Genomic DNA, 20030 nt, shown 5'->3' with positions numbered 1-20030 from the left:
TGTTGATCACTCACTAAATTTTCTACCTTCTTTCCTAGATACTTTACAGAAAACATTTAAATCTTTGTTCTAAACTATTGTTCACATTCATTATAGAGGGGTAAGGGGTTCATGAAACAAGCAACTTACATTTTGGTTGCCAGGGAGTTACCGGATTCTATTCGAGAGAAGGAATGTCCTTCTTATTCTATATATACCTAAAATTCTAGTGTTTAAACATATGAAAAAATGTTAAAAACTTAATTTTCGAAGTTGTCAAAATATAACAGTATTTTACATTTTTGATATGATAAAATAAATTTGCACAGTAGGTGCAATCAAAACTAGGGGGTAGTTAAAGTGAAGAGAAGGATGAAAAACTTATCAGCACTGGTACTGGCCATAATCATGGTGCTTTCGCTCATGATGCCAGCCACTTATTCGTTCGCTGAGGGAGGACAAGTAAAGGTTACTGTCCTGGGGACCACTGATATTCATGGAAATATCTACGACTGGTCCTATGAAGATGGTAAGGCGATCGATGCAGTAGGATTAACAAAGGTACATACCATTGTTAAGCAAGTGAGGGCGGAAAATCCCAATACACTGCTGATAGACAATGGTGATAATGTACAGGGAACGGTCCTAACGGATGACTTGTACAATTCAAACCTATCAGAACCAAATCCAATGATGGACGTTATGAACCTTATGGGCTACGATTCTATGACTCTGGGTAATCATGAATTTAACTTTGGCCTAGACTTGATCAAGAAGATGGAAAAGGAAGCTAAGTTCCCAATCTTATCTGCAAATACATATAATAAGGCAGATGGTACAAACTTCGTGAAACCCTATGTGGTAAAAGAGGTTGCAGGAATAAAGGTGGGTATTTTAGGACTAACAACACCTAACATCCCAAGATGGGATGGACCAAAGGTAACAACCCTTGAATTCAAGCATATGGCAGAAGAAGCAGAAAAATATGTAAAAATCCTTAAAGAACAAGAAAAAGTAGAACTGGTAGTTGTTGCAGCTCATGCAGATTTAAATGGGGAATACGACGTAAACAAGGGCGACGCTGCAGGTGAGATTATAAACAAAGTCAAAGGAATCGATGCACTTCTTAAAGGCCATGATCATAAGAATGAATCTGGAGAGCTAAATGGGGTGCTCTATGGTGGGGCAAAGGATAAAGGCGCTCAGGTTGTACGATTTGACTTCACCCTTCAAAACCAAGGTGGGACTTGGAATGTTGCAGATAAAAAAGTTCAGCTGATTGAGACAAAGGGTGTTGAACCCGCAAAAGAAGTAGTTGAACAAGGAAAGATGTACCATGAAAAAGCTTTAACATTCTTAAAGGATGTGCTTGCAACAGCTGAAGGTAACTTCCATCCAGACCCAGAACTGCCTGGTATTCCAGAAGCACAGTTGATAGATACGGCAGTTATTGATTTGATTAATAAAGTGCAATTAAAATATACAGGTGCAGACGTTTCTGCTGCAGCACTGTTTAAAAATGACTCGAATATCAAGGAAGGTCCTGTTACCTATAGCAGTATTTTTGACATCTATAAGTATCCAAACACTTTGGTGGCAGTGGAAGTAACAGGTAAAGAATTAAAGCAATATATGGAGTGGTCGGCATCTTACTATAATACATATAAGCCTGGAGATGTGACAGTTAGCTTTAATCCGGAAATCAGAGGCTATAACTATGATATGTTTGCAGGTGTGGACTATGAGATTGATATCTCTAAGCCTGCAGGGGAAAGAATTGTAAACGTAATGTTTAAAGGGGAACCCCTTAAGGATGAGCAAATTCTTAAATTGGCTGTAAACAACTATAGATATGGTTCTACCCTACAAACAAATAAATACATCAGTAAAGAAAAATACTTTGATTCTGATCCTAAATCCATCAGAAGCTTTATCGCAGATTATATCAAGGAGCAAGGAACAATTACACCTGAGGTGGATAATAACTGGAAGATTGTTGGGGCAGATTTAAATCATCCATTAAAGGATCAAATTTATGCATTGGTAAAAGCAGGAGCCATCAAGATCCCAACATCAGAAGATGGAAGGACGCCAAACGTAAAAGCCTTGAATGCCGATGAATTAGTGGCAGAAAATCAAATTCCTTTCATGAGTATTGTTCATACAAACGATACCCATAGCAGACTTGAAACAAGCAGCAGCGATGGGATGGGCTTTGACAAGATTGCTTCCTACATAAAGGAACTGAAGAAATCAAACATTAAGACCCTTGTGATTGATGCGGGTGATGCGTTCCATGGCCAAACTATCGCCAGCCTCGTAAAAGGTGAGTCTGTTGCCAAGGTGATGAATCAAGTTGGTTATGATGCCATGACACCTGGTAACCATGACTTTAACTATGGGCAAGAAAGACTTCTTGAATTAGACCAAATTACAAATTTCCCAATCCTTGCGGCAAATATCAAGAAGGATGGAAAAGATTTATTGACACCATACACTATTAAAGAAGTGGGGGGGAAAAAGGTAGGTATCTTTGGATTGGCAACACCTGAGACCACTTACAAGACCCATCCGAATAATGTAGTAGGATTAATCTTCGAAGATCCTATCAAAGCAGCAGAAAAAATGGTGGTAGAGCTTAAGGATAAAGTGGACATTATCGTTGCCATTTCCCACCTTGGTCTAAATGAAGATAGTGAATTTACAAGCAAAATGGTGGCTGAGAAAGTCAAGGATATTGATTTGATCATCGATGGCCATAGCCATACGGTATTACAGGATGGCCTGGTGGTTGGAGACACATTGATCGCCCAGACCGGTGAGTATGACAAAAACCTTGGCGTTGTGCATTTTTACGCGAAAGACGGAAAAATCACAGAAAAGAAAGCTGTATTGATTGATAAGGCTGCTGCGGCACAGATGCAGGCTGATACAGAGGTGAAAAACTTAATCGCTGCCATCAAAGCTGGAAATGAGCAGATCACTTCTGTGGTGGTAGGAAAGACAATGACAGAGCTTAATGGTGTGAGAGGTAATGTAAGAACAGGGGAAACCAATCTAGGTAACTTGATTACAGATGCAATGATTGATGCAACGAAAGCCGACATAGCCATCACGAATGGGGGTGGGATCAGAGCGTCCATCAATGAAGGTGAAATCACCAAGGGCGAAGTAATCACCGTGTTACCATTTGGAAACTATGTAGTTGTGAAAGAAATCAAGGGTGCCGATATATTGGCGGCCTTAGAGCATGGGGTAGACGCCTATCCAGCTGAAGCTGGTCACTTTGCCCACGTAGCTGGATTAACCTATAAGTTTAATCCAAAGCAACCAGTTGGTCAAAGAATCTCAGAAGTTATGGTTGGTAAAGCAAAGCTTGATCCAAATAAAACCTATAAGCTTGCAACAAATGATTTCATGGCTGCAGGTGGAGACAAGTACGATATGTTCAAAGACGAAGCCATTCTTGGAGAATATCCAGCCCTTGATGAAATATTGGCAAGCTATATTGCTGCAAAAGGTACCGTGGATGCTAAAGTAGAGGGAAGAATTGTTGCTACAGATAAAGTGGTTGTTCCAACAGAAAAAACACCTGCCTCAGTAGCAAAATCAGCTGTAGCTGCAATGAAAGAGTATGTTGTCAAGGCAGGAGATTTACTTTGGAAGATTGCAAAGGAATTTGGTGTGGCCTATGAAAAGTTGGCTGAGATCAATAACATCAAGAATCCTAATCTTATTGTTCCAGGACAAAAACTGGTGATTCCACAAAATTAATATGTAAAAGGCTGCCTAGGATGGCAGCCTTTTATTGACAGATCAATTAGGTCATATTATACTATAATTGGAAAATATATGCGTAGTTGGGTGCCCATGTGGGAGAATAGGGAATGAAGTGTAAATCTTCAGCGGACCCGCCACTGTGATGAGGAGCCTTTGCCATAACCACCTGTAGTATTCAGGGAAGGGGTATAAGGTGTTGAATCGAGCCAGGAGACCTGCCTTTCTGCGAAGCGTCATGAATGATGGTAAAGTTCATGGTCTATTTGTTATTCAAGTAGACTATGGGCTTTTTTATTTACAAAAAAGGAGGAAGGAAAAATGAAATTAAGTACGAAAAAAATGGTTTGGATGGGATTATTGATTGCTTTGAGCTTTGTGGGGGCAAATATAAAGATTCCTAGTCCATTCCAAAGTATTGCATTGGATGCAATGCCAGCATTTTTAGGAGCGTTGATGCTTGGCGGAACAGCGGGTGCTGTCATAGGATTTTTAGGACATATGCTTACAGCAGCTACAGCAGGATTCTATATGACGATTCCTGTACATATTATCGTGGCAGTGATGATGGCTATTACTATGGTTGGATTTAACTTTGCTTATAAGAAGACCAATCTCATAGGGGCAGGTATCGTAGGAATTCTTCTGAATGCCGTGGGCGCACCTTTTATATTGATATTTATGCCGAAGTTTGGGTGGCCGTTCTTTATGGGGGTAGTACCATTCCTTCTGGTAGCAAGTGCAGTAAATGTCATCTTGGGCATAGCTGTATTTACAGCCTTAGAGAAGTCAGGCATTCAAATCAACAAGGAATTTGGTCAAAATGGCAAATAAATACCGTGATGTAGATATCGTAACCTTACCCAGCAAAGATATTTTGGTGATTGCCTGTGATTCCTGTGGTGCCATTGGCTTAAAGGATCAGGATGTGGTGAAGGCGCCGCCTTTTATCGTAGGAAAATATACGGCGAGGGTATGCCTCATGGAGGTCATTGCTGTCGGTGCTTTTCCTGCAGCAATGACCGTGAACATCTGTAACGAGCTGGAGCCTACAGGCCGGGAAATACTTCAGGGCATCCATGATGAGCTAGAGGCGTGTAATCTTCTCATACCCATTACAATCAGCACAGAGAAAAACATGGAGACAACCATGACGGCCCTAGGTGTTACTGTGCTTGGAACCTGCAACGACGGGGATTTAAGGCACGATAAAGTAGCAAAAGGAAATGACATATATGTGATGGGCGTTCCGAAGATGGGGCAGGAGGTAGTGGAGGATCAAGGGGAAATTGCCACAATCTCATCTTTGCTTCCGATTTTGGAATGGGAGAATGTGACGGAGGTTATACCTGTGGGATCTTCTGGAATTAAAGGGGAATTGGAAAAATTATTAACCCAAACTGGTTTACATATAGATTTGGATGAAGGTCTCTCCATCGACCTGACAAAGTCAGCTGGACCTTGTACCGCAGTACTAGTGTTTAGCCGTGGGCCCATTGAAGGTAACTGCGCTGTTCCTTTAACAAGGATTGGAAAACTTAAATGATACTCTGGAAGCAGAGTATTTTTTTATTTTTAATGTTAACTAATTGTGAATATGAAGTTGACAAACAAGTTAACCTATAATAAGATAATATCAAATGTACATACCAAAGGAGGAGCAAGTGATGAAATTAAAAACGAGAGATATGATTCTTGTAGCACTTTTCGCAGCATTGACAGCTATAGGGGCTTTCTTAAAGATTCCAACGCCTATTGTGCCTTTTACGCTGCAGTTCTTATTCTGCGCTTTTGCAGGTATATTTTTAGGTTCCAGGTTGGGCTTATACTCTCAGTTGCTTTATGTAGGAATTGGATTAGCGGGGGTACCGGTGTTTACAAAGGGTGGCGGACTTACATATGTGTTGGAGCCAACCTTCGGATATTTGATCGGATTCATTCTTTGTGCATGGATGATCGGTAAGCTTACAGAGAATTTAAAAACAGTTACCTTTGGAAACCTTTTTCCACGGGTGCTTGCTGGACTCGCTATCGTATATTTATTCGGCGTAACCCACTTGTATCTCATCGTCAACCTATATATGGGTAAAGCGATGCCCGTTTCAGGCGCTATCGCAGCTGGATTTACACCATACATCTTATCAGACTTGATTTTGAGTGGTGTAGTGGCCTTTACGGCAACCATGGTGGTGCCAGCATTAAGACGTGCAGGTTACGTAGGAATTAGATAAAGCAGAGAGGGTGGACAAGGTGAAGCAGTTTATTCAAGAAATAACAGAGAAGGTACTGAATGGCGGGAAGATTACTTTCGACGAAGCAATGAAGATCATGGGGATTTCAGAAAGTGATGTAGAATCACTGGAAGCCCTATACGATGGTGCCAATGGAATTCGTAAAAAATATGCGGGAAATAAAGTAGATCTGTGTACCATTATGAATGCAAAATCAGGAAAGTGTTCTGAGGATTGTAAGTACTGTGCGCAATCAGCCCATTATCATACAGGAATCGGTGAGTACGATTTAATAGATTATGACCAAGTGATTGATAGGGCAAAGGAAATGGAAAGGGAAGGCGCCCACCGTTTCTCTTTGGTGACCAGCGGCAGAGGGGTAGAAGGGGAAGAATTCGAAAAACTTGTGGAAATGTACAGCCGCCTAAGTAAGGAGACGAGCCTGAAGGTCTGTGCGTCCCACGGCATCATATCCCATGAACAAGCTGTGAGACTGAAAGAAGCAGGAGTTAGCATGTATCATCACAATGTGGAAACCAGCAGCGATTATTACGGTGAGATCTGTACAACCCATACCTATCAAGATCGCTTGGATACCATTCGTAACATCCAAGAAGCTGGGATGGAGCTTTGCTGCGGTGGCATCATTGGAATGGGTGAAGCTGTGGAAGACCGTGTAAAGATGGCCTTTGAAATCGGAGGTCTTGGCGTAAAATCCATACCAGTGAATATTTTAAATCCTATTCCAGGAACACCCCTAGGTGAGTTAGAGCCATTATCTCCCGTAGAGGCACTAAAGACCATGGCATTGTATCGCTTTGTCATTCCAGACTGTTACATCCGCTATGCAGGCGGTAGAATGATCTTGGGTGAGTTACAAAAAATCGGCTTTAGGGCAGGGGTAAACGCAGCTTTGGTAGGTAATTATTTAACGACGATTGGCAGCAAGATTGAAGATGACATTCAGTTGATTCGCTGTGAAGGTTTTGATATATAAATTCTTAAACCCCCATACTTTCAAAAGCTATGGGGGTTTTAACGTAGGGAGAGGATAATAATGGCAAAGGGAGTTTTTATCATAGGGACAGATACGGATGTGGGAAAATCCGTGATTACTGCGGGGCTAGTATATCTGCTAAGAAGGCATGGTTACAATGGTGTAAGCTACAAGGCTGTTCAAAGCGGTGGGATTGAAGAGAATGGGAGGCTGATTTCAGCGGATGCAAGATTTGTAAACAATGTAGCTGGCTTAGATGAAAGCCTAGAAAGGATCAATGGATATTGTTTAAAAACCCCAGTTTCACCCCATTTGGCTGCCCAGCTGGAAGGCGTCAAACTGGAAAAGCCGGTCATTTTAAAGAAATATCAGTGGCTTTGTGGAAAATATGATTATGTTATTGCCGAGGGCAGTGGAGGTCTGGTGGTGCCCCTTATTGATGAGGGCTATATGGTTTATGATTTTGCAAAGGATTTGGATTTACCTGTATTGGTGGTGTCTAGGACAGGGGTAGGAACCATTAATCATACCATGCTGACCGTAAAGTATGCTCAAGCAGCGGGGCTGAGAGTAAAGGGCATGATCATGAACGGCTATAAGGGCAGCGCTGCTGAGGAAGACAATGTGAAAATGGTTCAAAAGCTTACTGGTTTGCCTGTGGTTGGTGTCATTGATAGGCTGGAGGATGTGGATGTGGAGAAAGGAACGTTCGGAAAGCTCAAAGAAGAATTTGAAAGAAAAATAGATATTCAAGTCCTCTTGGAAATGATGGAGGATGCAAAGGAGGTGAGCATACATGAATGAGCTGCAGCGTAAGGATCTTCAGTATATATGGCATCCCTGTTCTCAAATGAAGGATTATGAAAGCTTTCCTCCTATTGTGCTGGAGCGGGGTGAAGGAGCCTATCTCTATGATATAGAGGGAAAGAGCTATTTGGATGCAGTGTCCTCCTGGTGGGTAAATCTTTTTGGTCATAGTAACAAGCGGATCAACAAAGCCATTGCCAACCAAGTGGAAAAGCTGGAGCACGCCATTTTTGCAAACTTTACCCATAAGCCAGCCATAGAATTGGCAGAACGGATGGCAAGACTTACCCCCCAAGGTCTGAACAAGGTATTTTTTGCAGACAATGGTTCATCTGCTGTAGAGGTTGCTTTAAAGCTAAGCTTTCAATATCATCAACAGATGGGAAAACCGGAAAAGACTCGATTTGTAGCCATATCTGAGGCTTATCATGGTGAAACTCTTGCTGCTTTATCGGTGGGAGATATTGATTTATATAATGAAATCTATAAACCGCTCTTGTTGAATACGTTCAAGGCAGCGGGACCAAATTGTTATCGTTGTCCTTATGGAGAGACAAGGGAAACTTGTACGGGAAATTGTATTGAGAATATGGAACAGATCCTATCAGCTCACCATGAGGAAATTACAGCTGTGATTATTGAACCGATGGTTCAGGGAGCTGCAGGCATGAAAATCTATCCTGGCATTTATCTAAAGAAGCTACGGCAGCTATGTGATGCTTACGATATTCATTTGATTGCCGATGAAATAGCTGTAGGCTTCGGAAGAACAGGCAGAATGTTTGCCTGTGAGCATGCTGACATCTCTCCTGACATTATGTGTTTATCCAAGGGATTGACAGCGGGTTACATGCCGTTATCCTTGGTGATGATGACAGACAAGATCTATGAAGCTTTTTATGATGATTATGTAAATTTAAGGGCTTTCATGCACAGCCACAGCTATACAGGAAACCCTATGGGTTGTGCCATTGCTTGTGAATCTCTCAATATTTTTGAAGATGAAGAGGTGATCGAAAAAAACAAGATCACCAGCCGGCTTATTCGAGAAAGGGTAACTCCTTTGTTGAATCATCCCAACGTAGGAGAGTTCCGCCAGCTGGGGATGGTGGGTGCCCTTGAACTGGTGAAAGACAAGAAATCAAAGGAAGGCTTTGACTGGAAGCAGCGGGTAGGTTATCAGATTTATCAGATCGCCTTAAAGCATGGGGTGATGCTAAGACCTCTGGGGAACGTGGTTTACTTCATGCCTCCGTATGTGATCAATAAAAATGATATTGATTTGATGATCGGTACGGCAGAAAAGGCAATTTATGAATATTTGGGAAAGTAGTTATTTAAAAGACGCAATGATTTTGCGTCTTTTAAATATTTTACAGAATGATTGTCAGATGTAATATTCAGCAGAGAGATGGGATATATTGACTTAGAAGGAGGCGATTTGATGAAAAATCGGATGCTTATATATTTAGTCATCGGCACTTTGCTGGGGGGCATTGCGGGCTCTTTAACAACCCTAGGTGTGCTTCAATATAAGCTGAAGCATGATTCCGGTGCTTTGGTAAAAGAAATCATCATAGAACAGCGTGAAGTGATCATAGCCCAGCTGAGGGAAGAGGTAGAAAAGGAATTTGACCAAATGATTGATGCACGAAAGACAGAAATCATCGGTGAAGTGAGAAAGACCATGGAGGATGTCATTGGAGAAAAGAAAAAGAACCTAGACCAAGAGATTGAGCAAGCCATTGATAGCTATATAAAAGCAAAGCTGAGAAATATTTTTTCTAATTAATATCTCCTATAAAAAATAAACACTAGACTGTCTAGTGTTTATTTTTTATAGGAGATCGAGGAGGCAGAGAGCAGCTGTTGGTCACATTTTTCTAGTGTATCTTCATTTGTTGCCATAATGTAAAGAAAAAAGGTCCCGTTATATTCCTCGAAATATCGTGCATAGGTCCTGCCTTTTAGGTTGATGACAGGATAACTTACATCACGAAACCAAGCAGGATAGGGAAAGCCATACTGGTAGTATCCAGGACAATCTGCATGATCCCGTTGATGGATTGGGGCATTGGTCTGAATATCTGCATCGACCTTTACCCAATTAGTATAGCCGATGTAGGATTGATGAAACTGGATGTCTTTAGTCTGATAGCGAAAGACCCCTTGGTCTGCTGTGAGGCCCACGGAGGGCAGCACCAAGTGCAATTGATCGAAGATTGGTACCTTTGAAAGTTCATCAATGGAGGGAAATCCATTCTGATCAAAGCCATAATGCCATTGGGGATCTTGGGGAAACACTGCATAACCGCCGTAAAAGGCACCGCAGTAGGGGGAGTCTAGATCATAGAAGGAAGAGCTCCCCTTCCAAAAATCAAAGTGCCCAAAACTATACAAAATATCCAGAGATACATTTTTGCCAATGTATTGTGAAAAAGCCTCACTGCCGTTGTGATGGAGCATATAAGGATACCAATCTTTTTCCCGTGTTTGGCGTCCGTCGGGTATATGAAAACGAATATCTTTTTGATGAAGGGTACTGTCTTTTACTACACCAAGATCATAAATAGGCATGAAGAAATAGCTCCTAAGGGTGTACCAAAAGGACAGCCTTCCTGAGAAGAATAAGAGCATCAATAAGGGCAATAGAAAAAGAAACCATCTCTTTGTCATTATCCCATCCTTTCTTCTTTATCTCCCAATAACATATTTAAGTCGATAATGTCTTTCTCCAAATGAATGAGTTTGTTTTTTAAAGCCTGATAATCTTTGGAGGATAAATCTGATGCCATAAGTGTGTGAATACGTTCAATGGCAGTGTTCAAATCAAGAATCATATTCTTCGTGATGTTCATTAACCTATCGGTTTCTACGGTGTCGATCTTAGGAAGCGTCTCCAGTGGATTGAAGTCGTATTCGTTCAGGTCGAAGCTTTCATACAAATTTGGTACGATGGTTTCAACCTTAAATGTATGATCAATTGTTTGAGCAAAATGGGCAGCTGCTTCTGGTTCACCATGGACAATAAAAATTTTCTTTGGAAGCTTTTTAAAATGTCCAAGCCAACCCATCAGTTCCCTTTGATCTGCATGACCTGAGAAGCCTTCAATACTATGGATTTCGGCACGAATCTGAATTTTCTCGCCAAAAATTTTTACACTGGGAGCACCTTCTTTAATGGAACGGCCTAAGGTCCCCTCAGCTTGATAGCCAACAAAGATAACACTAGAATTTCTCTTCCATAAATGATGCTTAAGGTGATGTTTGATTCTGCCAGCCTCACACATACCACTGGCGGATATGATAATCTTTGGTTCTTCCGAGGCATTTAGCAATCGAGATTCCTCTGCAGTTTTTGTAAAACGAAGATTATGAAAATCAAGGGGATTATCTCCACTTAAGATGTATTTGCGCGTCTCCTCATCAAAACAGTCAGCATGCTTTCTGAAGATCTCCGTTGCAGAGGTAGCCATAGGACTATCCACATAAACAGGAACTTTAAGAAGATTTTCAATCATCTCCTTATTATCATAGTATTTATTAAATTCATAAATTAATTCCTGGGTTCTACCTACAGCAAAGGATGGAATAACAACGGTTCCGCCCCTGGTGATGGTTTTAGAGATGATATCCATGAGTTTAGCCACTCTCTTCTCTGGCTCTTCATGAAGACGATTGCCATAGGTGGATTCTAAAATCAAATAGTCTGCGTCTTCAATATAAGAAGGATTTCGAAGTAAAGGTCTATCCTTAGTGCCTATGTCTCCAGAGAATACGATTTTGGTTTCTTGATTCCCTTCACGAATCCAAAGTTCCACAATGGATGAGCCTAGGATATGGCCTGCATCCTGGAATCGAAGACTGATAGAATCAGTTATATCTATTTTTTGATCATAGAGTATAGGATCGAAATACTGAAAACTATTTTCTGCATCCTCAACACGGTATAATGGTTCCACTGGGTCTAGCCCAGCCCGAAGCCGCTTTCTGTTTTCCCATATGGCCTCCATTTCATGAATGTGCCCGCTGTCTTTTAACAGTATATTTGCCAGGTCTGCTGTGGCACGGGTACAAATGATCTTCCCACGGAAGCCTTCTTTAACAAGCTTAGGAATCCTGCCGCTATGGTCAATGTGGGCATGACTTAATATCAAAAAGTCGATTTCAGAAGGACTAAAGGCAAAAGGAAGGATATTGAGCTTCTCTGTTTCTTTTCCACCCTGAAATTGACCGCAGTCTAACAAAAATTTATGGGTGTCGGTAGTAATAAGGTAATTAGAACCAGTAACCATCTTGGCAGCACCTAAAAAGTTTATCTTCATAGAACGCACTCCTTTATCTTATGATTATCAAACCTATACCCTTTAATACAAAAGGTATAACGGATTATTCATAATATTCCATAAAATATTGAACAATACCTTCATAAAAAGAGGAATTAGGAGAAGTTTTATAGAAAATCTATGAACGATAATTTAGAGGGGAGTAATGAAGATGTATTTCGTAACTTATATAACAAGGGAAGAAGAGAAAATAGGGGTTTATGATCAACAACAGAAAAAAATTATCCCGATGGAGTATTTTTTCAATGGTAACGAAGGGGTGGACATTCCAAAAACAATGCTTGAACTGATAGAGGTGTTCACAGAAGAATTGGGAGAGAATATGGAGAATACCCTGAACCAAGGCACTTTTTCTAATGAGGGAATAGATCGCGGTGAAGTGAAGCTTCTAGCTCCGATCCCATATCCACGAAGAAATGTTTTTTGCCTGGGTAAAAACTATTTGGATCATGCAAAAGAGGTCGGAACAGTCCTTGGGGATCAGGAAGAGATTCCAAAGGCACCGATCTACTTCAGCAAGGTAGCTGCGCCTGCCACTGGAGACGGGGATTTTATTGATAGTCATCCTGGAATTGCCCAAAAACTGGACTATGAGGTGGAGTTGGCGATTGTCATAGGTAAAGAAGGAAAAGACATTCCCCTAGAGAAAGCAGAAGAATACATTTTTGGGTATACCATTCTTAACGATGTCAGTGAACGGGGGTTACAAAAACTTCATGGTCAGTGGCATAAAGGGAAAAGCTTAGATACGTTCTGCCCTATGGGACCTTATTTGGTACATAGGAGCCAGATTCCTTTTCCAGTGGAATTAGGGATCACTTGTCGCGTAAATGGTGAACTGCGTCAAAATTCGAATACGCGGAATTTGATCTTCGATATCCCTCAGATTATCCATGACCTATCAAAGGGGATGACACTAAGACCAGGAGATATTATTGCTACAGGTACTCCAGCTGGTGTAGGAATGGGATTCAACCCTTTTAAGTTTTTAAACCCTGGTGATGTGGTGGAGTGCAGCATTGAAAAGATAGGAACGTTAACAAATACAGTAAAATAGTCATTGTCCTAGGGGTTGCATAGTATGCAACCCTTTTATTTATGCAACCCCTACAAAAGGCATATTGTGAACAATGGAATGACTATAGAATCTCTTAGGTATATAAAGGATAATTGGATGAAAATGGATAAGAGAGAACGGGTAGGGGGATCATATTTTGGGTATAATGAGAATAAACTTCTAGGACTAGAAGACAAATATTTGGGAGGTGTAGTCGATGAAGAAACATATATGGATATTGATTGTAGTACTTGTACTAACAGGCTGTCAAATAGACATGCTGGTTAGCAAAGCTGACCCTGTGGAAACCCCTCCTGTTATACAAGAAGAGCCTTTAGAAAATCCTGAGAATCAAGGGGAGAACGATGTATCGAAGCCCAATGATGTAGAAGAAAACATTAATGATATTGACATTCAAGATGATGAAAATATTACGGAGCGGGCAGAAACTCAACAAAAGACAGAGGAAGCCCAGCTGCTGCCGCAAGAGACCATAGAACAACAAGTAAATGCAGTGTCATTATATACATCAATAAGAACCTTCGACACCCAATTACCCGTGAGTGTTCAAATGAATCTTGCCTATGATCGCTATCCCTTGGCATATAACTACTTTTTGGTATGGGGTTCTAATATTAATATCCGTGAGAATCCCAATACGAACGCTAAGGTATTGAGAAAAGCTGTAATATTTGAGAAATTAAACCTTACGGAAGCCGTTAAGGGTGAATACTTACCAAAATATCAGTCGGATTTGTGGTATAAGGTGTATTGGAAGACTGGAGAAGTAATTCAGCATGGGTACGTATTTGGTGCTTTGGGTGAGCCTAGGGAATTTCAATTTGAAAAAATGGAAAAAGAAATAAATTTGCTGAAACAGGAAGTAGAAAATAACACCACGGCATTCATTTCCAATTACAAGAATCGAAACGGCGTTGCCCCTGCTTATCAAGGCAAAGATGACGATGTCTATGGTACCTTGCGATACCAAGGTGCACCGGCTTATGAGGAGCCCGATACCCGTGCAGCATTTCGTTATATCTCTGATGGTACCCTTATTACAGTGCTAGGAGAGGACGAAAAATTTTATAAAATTACGACCCTAAATTTCGAAGGTGAATATTATGTTCCTAAGAAATATGTTTCTTTTAATAACAACGTACAACAACTAAACCAGGTCATCGTAGTAGATAGAAAAAATCAGAATCAGGGAGTGTTTGAGTTTAAGGATGGACAGTGGAACTTGGTTTCTTATACCCTTGCTACCACAGGAGCAAAGGAAAAATACAAGTTTGAAACACCACTAGGTTACTATATGGCCATTGAGAAGAAAACAAAATTTCTATATTTAGACGATATCACTAGGGAAATTGCAGGGTATGCACCGTATGCTGTAAGGTTTACAGGTGGCGCTTACATCCATGGCGTTCCCGTGGACTTTGAGAAAAAGGATGGGAAGCTTGTGGATCCAGGCCATAAGGAATATCTTTTTACCTTGGGCACAGTGCCTAGATCTCATAAATGTGTAAGAAATTATACCAGCCACGCAGAGTTTCTCTATAACTGGATAGAGATTGGAAAAAGTGCAGTTATTGTCATTGAATAAATGGAAAAGGGTCTCTTCAGACCCTTTTCCATTTATTCAACTAATTTTACAGCATGCAATGCTTTTCTATGATGTTTATCCAAGGTACATACAAGGATAAAATTTATGATAGAAGGGTAATTCCAAGATTTATTTCAGGTTAGATACATGTTAATATATCCTTAAGCGAGGAAAATATTGCCTCAGAAGAGGTTGGAGAGAGGTGGTTTATATAGGGGCTATGGTATCTTTGACATGGAAATTGGTTGCACTGACAGTGATTATTCATTTTATCGATACCTTATCTTATTCAGTGCGGCTAAATTCTGTACGAAGTGGAAATTTTGCCCTCTCTACTTCATTGTTTAATCTTATTGTATTGGTATCCAGAACTGCCAATATGCTTCAGGGGCCGTTGATTGGACTTATGATTGACCAGAGTATCCGAATGAATTATGATCCCGTTCAGGATGTAAGAAGGGTGATCTTAGCCACGACAATAGGGACATTATTCGGCATTTTCTTTATACCGACGTTTTTAAAGCTATTCGGTAAAGCGGTTACCAAGCTAGAGGCAACGGGGTCAATTCCAGGTTTGGTGATTCATGGGTTAAGCAGAGGAAACATGAGAAGAATTGCAAGGACTGCAACAAAACCTACCCGCGGCATGGTGGAAGGCTTACGCTTTAAGAATATCCCCAAACGATTACTGCTGCTCAATGCCTTAATTACTGGAATTTATAGTATTGGTGTTTTGGCAGCATACTACTCCGCAATTTATGTACCAGAAAACCGACTGGCGGCATCGGCATCTTCAGGGATGATCAATGGGGTAGCCAGTATTTTACTTACCCTGTTTATTGATCCTAAGGCAGCCATTATTACCGATGAAGCCTATCGGGGGAATCGAGAGTTTGGAGATGTGAAGGCCTTGGTGATTATGCTCATTGGAACAAAGTTTTTGGGTACTTTACTTGGTCAGCTGTTTTTGCTGCCTGGAGCAAGGTTTATCGCATACTTTTACAGATAAAACAGAATTTTACAGGAAATATAATTCATTAATACATATACAAAAAAATATAGGACTAGAGCATTAGTAAAAAAAACAAAAAAAATAATTGACAAATCGAATCGAAAATTGATAAAATATAGAAAAAGATACAGAAAATTGTAAAAAATTGCTGAGGTGATGGAGTTACAATTGCGATTTGTCAAGCAGCGGGAGGAAAGTACATGTATTTTCTAGAAAATACCATTTTGCCGCCAGGCGAAAAATTGAAAAGGCTTCGTGTCTACCTAGATGCAACCCAGCAAGATACATCAAATGGAAAAATCAGTAGAAATCTAATAAGTTATATTGAACAGGGAAAGACGAAGTTAACGAAAGATACTGCAGAGATTATTGTAGAAAATCTGAAGAGATTGGCACAAGAGAGAAATATATCCGTTGATTTTACTGCTGAGTACCTTATGCAAAGTGAAATAGAGCAGGCTGAAGGTATTTTGAACAGGCATTTAAATAATTTAAATACACTGTTTGATCAAGAAGGATCAAAGTTTCTTGAAGAGTTTAACAAGGCAAGAGGTGTATTGAAGGATTGGGATATAGCTGAAAAGAAAGCGGAGATTTATGAAAAAGTAGGAGATTATCATTATAAAGAAAAAAGATTCAGTGATAGTTACATAGATTATTTGATTTCTTTAGAGAATTATACAAGACTCTCAAGCAATTCAAGTGTAGCTCAGCTCTATTCAAAACTTGCTAGATGCGCCATTGAGCGAGGAAACTATGAAGAGGCGGTTCATTTAGACAATCAGGCCCTATTGATTATGCAGAATAATCATATTGTCGATAGAAATCTGATGCTTAGGTTACTGTTCAATAACGCTTTGGCCTACAAGAAATTGAATAAGTATGAGAGAAGTATCGAACTATTAAAGGAGTTAGAGAGTTCATATGGTGATTTGATAGCATCACGACGCATAGATGTTCTTATGCTAAAGGCAAACTGTTATTTAGCATTGGGAGACAGTAATATAGCACTTGAGATTTATCAAAAAATATACGAACTATCTAATGGAGCAGATAATTTAGAAGCTAAAGCACTCCTGTTAATTAATTTGGCTGAGCTACATTATAAAAATAATCAGATAGATAAGGCTATCGAATGCTTAAATGAAAGTATAAAAATTCGTCTGAAGAATAATAGTGTAGATTTACCAAATGCATATCTGATTTTAGGACATAGGCTTATGGCGGTTCAGAATTATGATGCAGCAGAAAATGCACTGACAAAAGCAATATTCAGAGCAAAAGAGTTAAATGATAAGAAAATAGTAATTGAGGCATATGATGGATTAGCTTATTGCTATATAAATAGAGAAAAAAGTATTTATTTAGAACAACTTATTGAAGAAATAAAAGGAGAAATTACCGCTGATTGCGATAAGTACTTTTATGAAATTGTAAAAGGAATTTTCCTAAGAATAGCCAGATATTTTATGGAGAAAGATTTAGAAAAAAGTATGGAGTTGCTAGACTTTGTTCTAGACAAATCCTAATTATAAACTAAAGGGGAGATTAATATGAAAAAGTTATTGGTTGCAATGATTTTAATGGTATTGATCAATATGGGTCTAGGTGTGGTAGCTTTAGCAGGGGAAGATCCACATCCATGGAGCATTAAACCAGGAATTTTGTTAACAGAGAGTGATAAATAAGATTTATTGTATTGAGCTGCTGGGTAACTGGTAGCTCTTTTCTTTTTTGAAATGTATTATATAGCAGAGAAAGATTTGTTTAAAGACAATTTATATTGGTATAAAGAGAATAGTAAGAATGAAGAAAATAAGAATAATAAAATATAGTAATAAAACAAAAATTATACATTGAATAAAACTCATATATAAATAAAAAATGTAACTCAAATAAATAATATAATTGACAAAAACCCATTTTTAAGATATATTAATAGTGCAAATGGTAAATCCATGAGCTTTGTTGTGTTTTTTCTACCACAATGCAATAAGTGAAAAAGGATGTTATGGGAATGTGTGAAGAGAACAAAGTGAAAAAGGATTTAACGGTGTTATGTCTAGAGTTCATTGAAATGATGGACAACCTTAAAAAACAGGGGATTATTGATCAGAATCAGTACCGACAACTTGTAGAGAACAAAAAACGGTTCTTAGAAGATCATGGTGGAAATGACCTAAAACAAGAAAAACACAGATGACAGCGAATAACGCTGTCAATTTTTTTTGATGCTTTTTAAGAATCATTGAAACAAATACTAGAGGAAATGCGTCCTAAAAATGTATATATTTCAAGGGGGAACGCCTAGATAATAGATTAGGGATAGGAAGGGAAAGGGAAGATAAATATAGTAAAATTTTCATATGAGAAATGAAGTGAGTCTTGGTACAACCCATGATATAATGAACTTAAAAAGGAAAAGGATGAGGTGGCTTAATGGACAAGAAAAAAGTTCTATTAGTGGTAATGGTCGCACTAGCCATTGTAAGTATTTTTGCTTTCAGCAGGCAAGTTGCACCGACATCTAAGGCTGATGAAGCCGGTAAGGGGCAAACTACCCAGGAACAAAATGCAGATGGAACCAAAGAAAATGAAGAAGCAAAGGATGAGCAAGAAGCAGTACAGCCTGAAGCGCCTGCAAAGGACGAGGGGGTAGTGTATATCAGTGCCAGTAAGTTAAATGTCCGCGAAGAAGCAAAAAAGGATGCAGGGATTGTGGACAGTTTGATGAAGGGTTCTGCTGTAAAGATTATTGAAGAAAAGACTGACGAGAACAATGAAAATTGGTATAAGATTGGCTTTGATGGCATGAAAGGTGAGGCTTCAGGGTGGATTGCTGCTTCCTTTACTGTAGAAGACAGAACAGAGCTTCTTAGCGAAGAGTTAAAGAAGTTAGATTATTCTCCTCAGGTGAAAACCTTCGAATACCCAAATAATCCGAGGGTAAAAGTAAAAGGAATTTACTTAACGCTCTATTCAGCTTCAAATAACCGACTTGATGAACTGATTGAATTATCAAAGAGAACACAAATCAATACCTTTGTTATTGATGTGAAAGATGACAATGGACATATGCTGTTTAAGACAAAGGCGGCGGAGAAGTATAGTCCAGATGCTAACGCCAAGGCGCCTGTAAAGGATATTGAAGCGTTAATGAAGAAGCTTAAAGAAAACAACATCTATACCATTGCTAGAATCGTATCCTTCAAAGATCCAACATATACAAAGCAGCATAAAGACCGTGCCATCGTTTATCGTGCAACGGGTGAGCCGTTTACAAACAGTGATGGACTTATCTGGGCATCAGCCCATGATAGGGATCTATGGAATTATAATATTGAGGTTTCTAAAGAAGCTGCTGAAGCAGGCTTCAATGAAATACAGTTTGACTATGTGCGTTTCCCAGCTTCTAATGGTGGAAAGCTGGACAAGCAGTTAGACTATAGAAATACAAAGGGTGAATCAAAGCCTGAGACAATCCAGAACTATTTAAAATTTGCTAGAGAGCAATTGGCACCGTTAAATGTATATATATCTGCAGATATTTATGGGTTGGTAGGATCAGTAGCAGATGATATGGCATTAGGACAATATTGGGAGGCTGTAAGTAATGTGGTAGACTACGTATCCCCAATGATGTACCCAAGTCACTATGCCAATGGAACCTATGGTCTTTCTATCCCTGATGCTTTCCCGTATGAAACAATCTACCATAGTACGAAGGATTCTGTGAATAGAAATAAAAATATTCAGACACCTGCAACGATCAGACCATGGATTCAAGCATTTACAGCACCATGGGTAAAAGGACATATTAAATACAACGCAAAAGAAGTAGCTGATCAAATCAGAGCTTTAGAAGAAAATGGCGTGGATGAATATTTACTATGGAACGCAGGCAATAAATATCCAGAAGAGGCAGTAAAGAAATAAATACTATAAAATGAGGGTGGTGCGGAAGCATCCCCTTTCATTTTATAGTGAAAAAATCAGATAAAAATGAATTATATGGTTGACAAGGAACGGGTCTGTCGATACAATATGTTTATTAAACTAAATAAAAACTCATATAATATTGGGAATATGGCCCAAAAGTTTCTACCCTAGACCGTAAATTATAGGACTATGAGTGAAAAATGTTCGGATATAGCAAAGCGTATTTCTGTTTTTGCTATTACTTTGTAAACCTAAGGTTTACCGTTTTCACTATGGGGG

17 protein-coding genes and 2 riboswitches are annotated in these 20030 nt (G+C 39.5%); of the genes, 15 read left to right on the top strand and 2 right to left on the bottom strand.

The window, feature by feature from the left end; translation table 11 throughout:
* The first annotated feature begins 339 nt into the window (after window positions 1–339).
* From K0R93_RS12030 to K0R93_RS11995, 8 genes are all read left to right on the top strand, one after another.
* Window positions 340–3753, top strand: a complete 3414-nt coding sequence (locus K0R93_RS12030) for a 5'-nucleotidase C-terminal domain-containing protein (protein WP_300301585.1) — start codon at window positions 340–342, stop codon at window positions 3751–3753.
* Between the two features lie 71 nt (window positions 3754–3824).
* A riboswitch (cobalamin riboswitch) is annotated at window positions 3825–3996 on the top strand.
* A gap of 81 nt (window positions 3997–4077) precedes the next feature.
* On the top strand, window positions 4078–4590 hold the full coding sequence (locus K0R93_RS12025) for an ECF transporter S component (protein ID WP_300301583.1): 513 nt from the start codon (window positions 4078–4080) through the stop codon (window positions 4588–4590).
* Entirely contained in the window at window positions 4580–5302 is a 723-nt protein-coding gene (locus tag K0R93_RS12020) for an AIR synthase related protein (RefSeq protein ID WP_300301581.1), read from the top strand. The genes K0R93_RS12025 and K0R93_RS12020 overlap by 11 nt, the downstream gene beginning before the upstream one ends.
* A gap of 121 nt (window positions 5303–5423) precedes the next feature.
* Window positions 5424–5987 carry a biotin transporter BioY gene (locus K0R93_RS12015; RefSeq protein WP_300301579.1) on the top strand — a complete coding sequence of 188 codons (564 nt, stop codon included), beginning with the start codon at window positions 5424–5426 and terminating at the stop codon, window positions 5985–5987.
* Between the two features lie 19 nt (window positions 5988–6006).
* On the top strand, window positions 6007–6984 hold the full coding sequence (gene bioB / locus K0R93_RS12010) for a biotin synthase BioB (protein ID WP_300301577.1): 978 nt from the start codon (window positions 6007–6009) through the stop codon (window positions 6982–6984).
* A gap of 60 nt (window positions 6985–7044) precedes the next feature.
* The gene (bioD, locus tag K0R93_RS12005) at window positions 7045–7788 is read left to right on the top strand and encodes a dethiobiotin synthase (RefSeq protein WP_300301574.1); all 744 of its coding nucleotides are present in this window, start codon (window positions 7045–7047) and stop codon (window positions 7786–7788) included.
* Entirely contained in the window at window positions 7781–9124 is a 1344-nt protein-coding gene (gene bioA / locus K0R93_RS12000; RefSeq protein WP_300301572.1) for an adenosylmethionine--8-amino-7-oxononanoate transaminase, read from the top strand. Before bioD ends, bioA begins: the two co-directional genes overlap by 8 nt.
* Window positions 9125–9235: 111 nt before the next feature.
* Complete coding sequence (locus tag K0R93_RS11995) at window positions 9236–9583, top strand: hypothetical protein (protein WP_300301570.1); 348 nt, start codon at window positions 9236–9238, stop codon at window positions 9581–9583.
* A 38-nt stretch (window positions 9584–9621) separates the two neighbouring features.
* Here the strand turns inward: K0R93_RS11995 and K0R93_RS11990 are convergent, their stop codons facing one another.
* The gene (locus K0R93_RS11990) at window positions 9622–10368 is read right to left on the bottom strand and encodes a hypothetical protein (RefSeq protein WP_300301567.1); all 747 of its coding nucleotides are present in this window, start codon (window positions 10366–10368) and stop codon (window positions 9622–9624) included.
* A gap of 98 nt (window positions 10369–10466) precedes the next feature.
* Window positions 10467–12116: an MBL fold metallo-hydrolase RNA specificity domain-containing protein gene (locus K0R93_RS11985; protein WP_300301565.1), complete on the bottom strand. Its 1650-nt coding sequence runs from the start codon at window positions 12114–12116 to the stop codon at window positions 10467–10469.
* Between the two features lie 172 nt (window positions 12117–12288).
* On the opposite strand from K0R93_RS11985, the gene K0R93_RS11980 reads away from it, so the two are divergent.
* From K0R93_RS11980 to K0R93_RS11950, 7 genes are all read left to right on the top strand, one after another.
* On the top strand, window positions 12289–13194 hold the full coding sequence (locus K0R93_RS11980) for a fumarylacetoacetate hydrolase family protein (RefSeq protein ID WP_300301563.1): 906 nt from the start codon (window positions 12289–12291) through the stop codon (window positions 13192–13194).
* A gap of 217 nt (window positions 13195–13411) precedes the next feature.
* Window positions 13412–14800 carry a L,D-transpeptidase family protein gene (locus tag K0R93_RS11975; protein WP_300301561.1) on the top strand — a complete coding sequence of 463 codons (1389 nt, stop codon included), beginning with the start codon at window positions 13412–13414 and terminating at the stop codon, window positions 14798–14800.
* A gap of 229 nt (window positions 14801–15029) precedes the next feature.
* Window positions 15030–15809, top strand: coding sequence for a lipid II flippase Amj family protein (locus tag K0R93_RS11970; RefSeq protein WP_330685152.1), 780 nt, complete (start codon window positions 15030–15032; stop codon window positions 15807–15809).
* Between the two features lie 203 nt (window positions 15810–16012).
* Window positions 16013–17341, top strand: a complete 1329-nt coding sequence (locus K0R93_RS11965) for a tetratricopeptide repeat protein (protein WP_300301559.1) — start codon at window positions 16013–16015, stop codon at window positions 17339–17341.
* 24 nt (window positions 17342–17365) lie between these two features.
* Complete coding sequence (locus K0R93_RS11960) at window positions 17366–17500, top strand: hypothetical protein (RefSeq protein ID WP_300301557.1); 135 nt, start codon at window positions 17366–17368, stop codon at window positions 17498–17500.
* 329 nt (window positions 17501–17829) lie between these two features.
* Window positions 17830–18015 carry a hypothetical protein gene (locus tag K0R93_RS11955; protein ID WP_300301555.1) on the top strand — a complete coding sequence of 62 codons (186 nt, stop codon included), beginning with the start codon at window positions 17830–17832 and terminating at the stop codon, window positions 18013–18015.
* A gap of 236 nt (window positions 18016–18251) precedes the next feature.
* On the top strand, window positions 18252–19748 hold the full coding sequence (locus K0R93_RS11950; protein WP_300301552.1) for a putative glycoside hydrolase: 1497 nt from the start codon (window positions 18252–18254) through the stop codon (window positions 19746–19748).
* A 112-nt stretch (window positions 19749–19860) separates the two neighbouring features.
* Window positions 19861–19961, top strand: a riboswitch (purine riboswitch).
* Window positions 19962–20030 lie beyond the last annotated feature (69 nt).

Source organism: Anaerosolibacter sp., from assembly GCF_029240175.1.
In the GTDB taxonomy this organism is placed as follows: domain Bacteria; phylum Bacillota; class Clostridia; order Peptostreptococcales; family Thermotaleaceae; genus Anaerosolibacter.
This window is presented reverse-complemented; position numbering and strand designations above follow the sequence as displayed.

Excerpts from the sequence above, each read along its gene's own strand:
- K0R93_RS12025 (WP_300301583.1), top strand. The coding sequence starts at position 4,078 with ATGAAATTAAGTACGAAAAAAATGGTTTGGATGGGATTATTGATTGCT.
- K0R93_RS12020 (WP_300301581.1), top strand. The coding sequence starts at position 4,580 with ATGGCAAATAAATACCGTGATGTAGATATCGTAACCTTACCCAGCAAA.
- K0R93_RS12015 (WP_300301579.1), top strand. The coding sequence starts at position 5,424 with ATGAAATTAAAAACGAGAGATATGATTCTTGTAGCACTTTTCGCAGCA.
- bioD (WP_300301574.1), top strand. The coding sequence starts at position 7,045 with ATGGCAAAGGGAGTTTTTATCATAGGGACAGATACGGATGTGGGAAAA.
- bioA (WP_300301572.1), top strand. The coding sequence starts at position 7,781 with ATGAATGAGCTGCAGCGTAAGGATCTTCAGTATATATGGCATCCCTGT.
- K0R93_RS11995 (WP_300301570.1), top strand. The coding sequence starts at position 9,236 with ATGAAAAATCGGATGCTTATATATTTAGTCATCGGCACTTTGCTGGGG.
- K0R93_RS11990 (WP_300301567.1), bottom strand. The coding sequence starts at position 10,368 with ATGCCTATTTATGATCTTGGTGTAGTAAAAGACAGTACCCTTCATCAA.
- K0R93_RS11985 (WP_300301565.1), bottom strand. The coding sequence starts at position 12,116 with ATGAAGATAAACTTTTTAGGTGCTGCCAAGATGGTTACTGGTTCTAAT.
- K0R93_RS11980 (WP_300301563.1), top strand. The coding sequence starts at position 12,289 with ATGTATTTCGTAACTTATATAACAAGGGAAGAAGAGAAAATAGGGGTT.
- K0R93_RS11975 (WP_300301561.1), top strand. The coding sequence starts at position 13,412 with ATGAAGAAACATATATGGATATTGATTGTAGTACTTGTACTAACAGGC.
- K0R93_RS11965 (WP_300301559.1), top strand. The coding sequence starts at position 16,013 with ATGTATTTTCTAGAAAATACCATTTTGCCGCCAGGCGAAAAATTGAAA.
- K0R93_RS11960 (WP_300301557.1), top strand. The coding sequence starts at position 17,366 with ATGAAAAAGTTATTGGTTGCAATGATTTTAATGGTATTGATCAATATG.
- K0R93_RS11955 (WP_300301555.1), top strand. The coding sequence starts at position 17,830 with ATGTGTGAAGAGAACAAAGTGAAAAAGGATTTAACGGTGTTATGTCTA.
- K0R93_RS11950 (WP_300301552.1), top strand. The coding sequence starts at position 18,252 with ATGGACAAGAAAAAAGTTCTATTAGTGGTAATGGTCGCACTAGCCATT.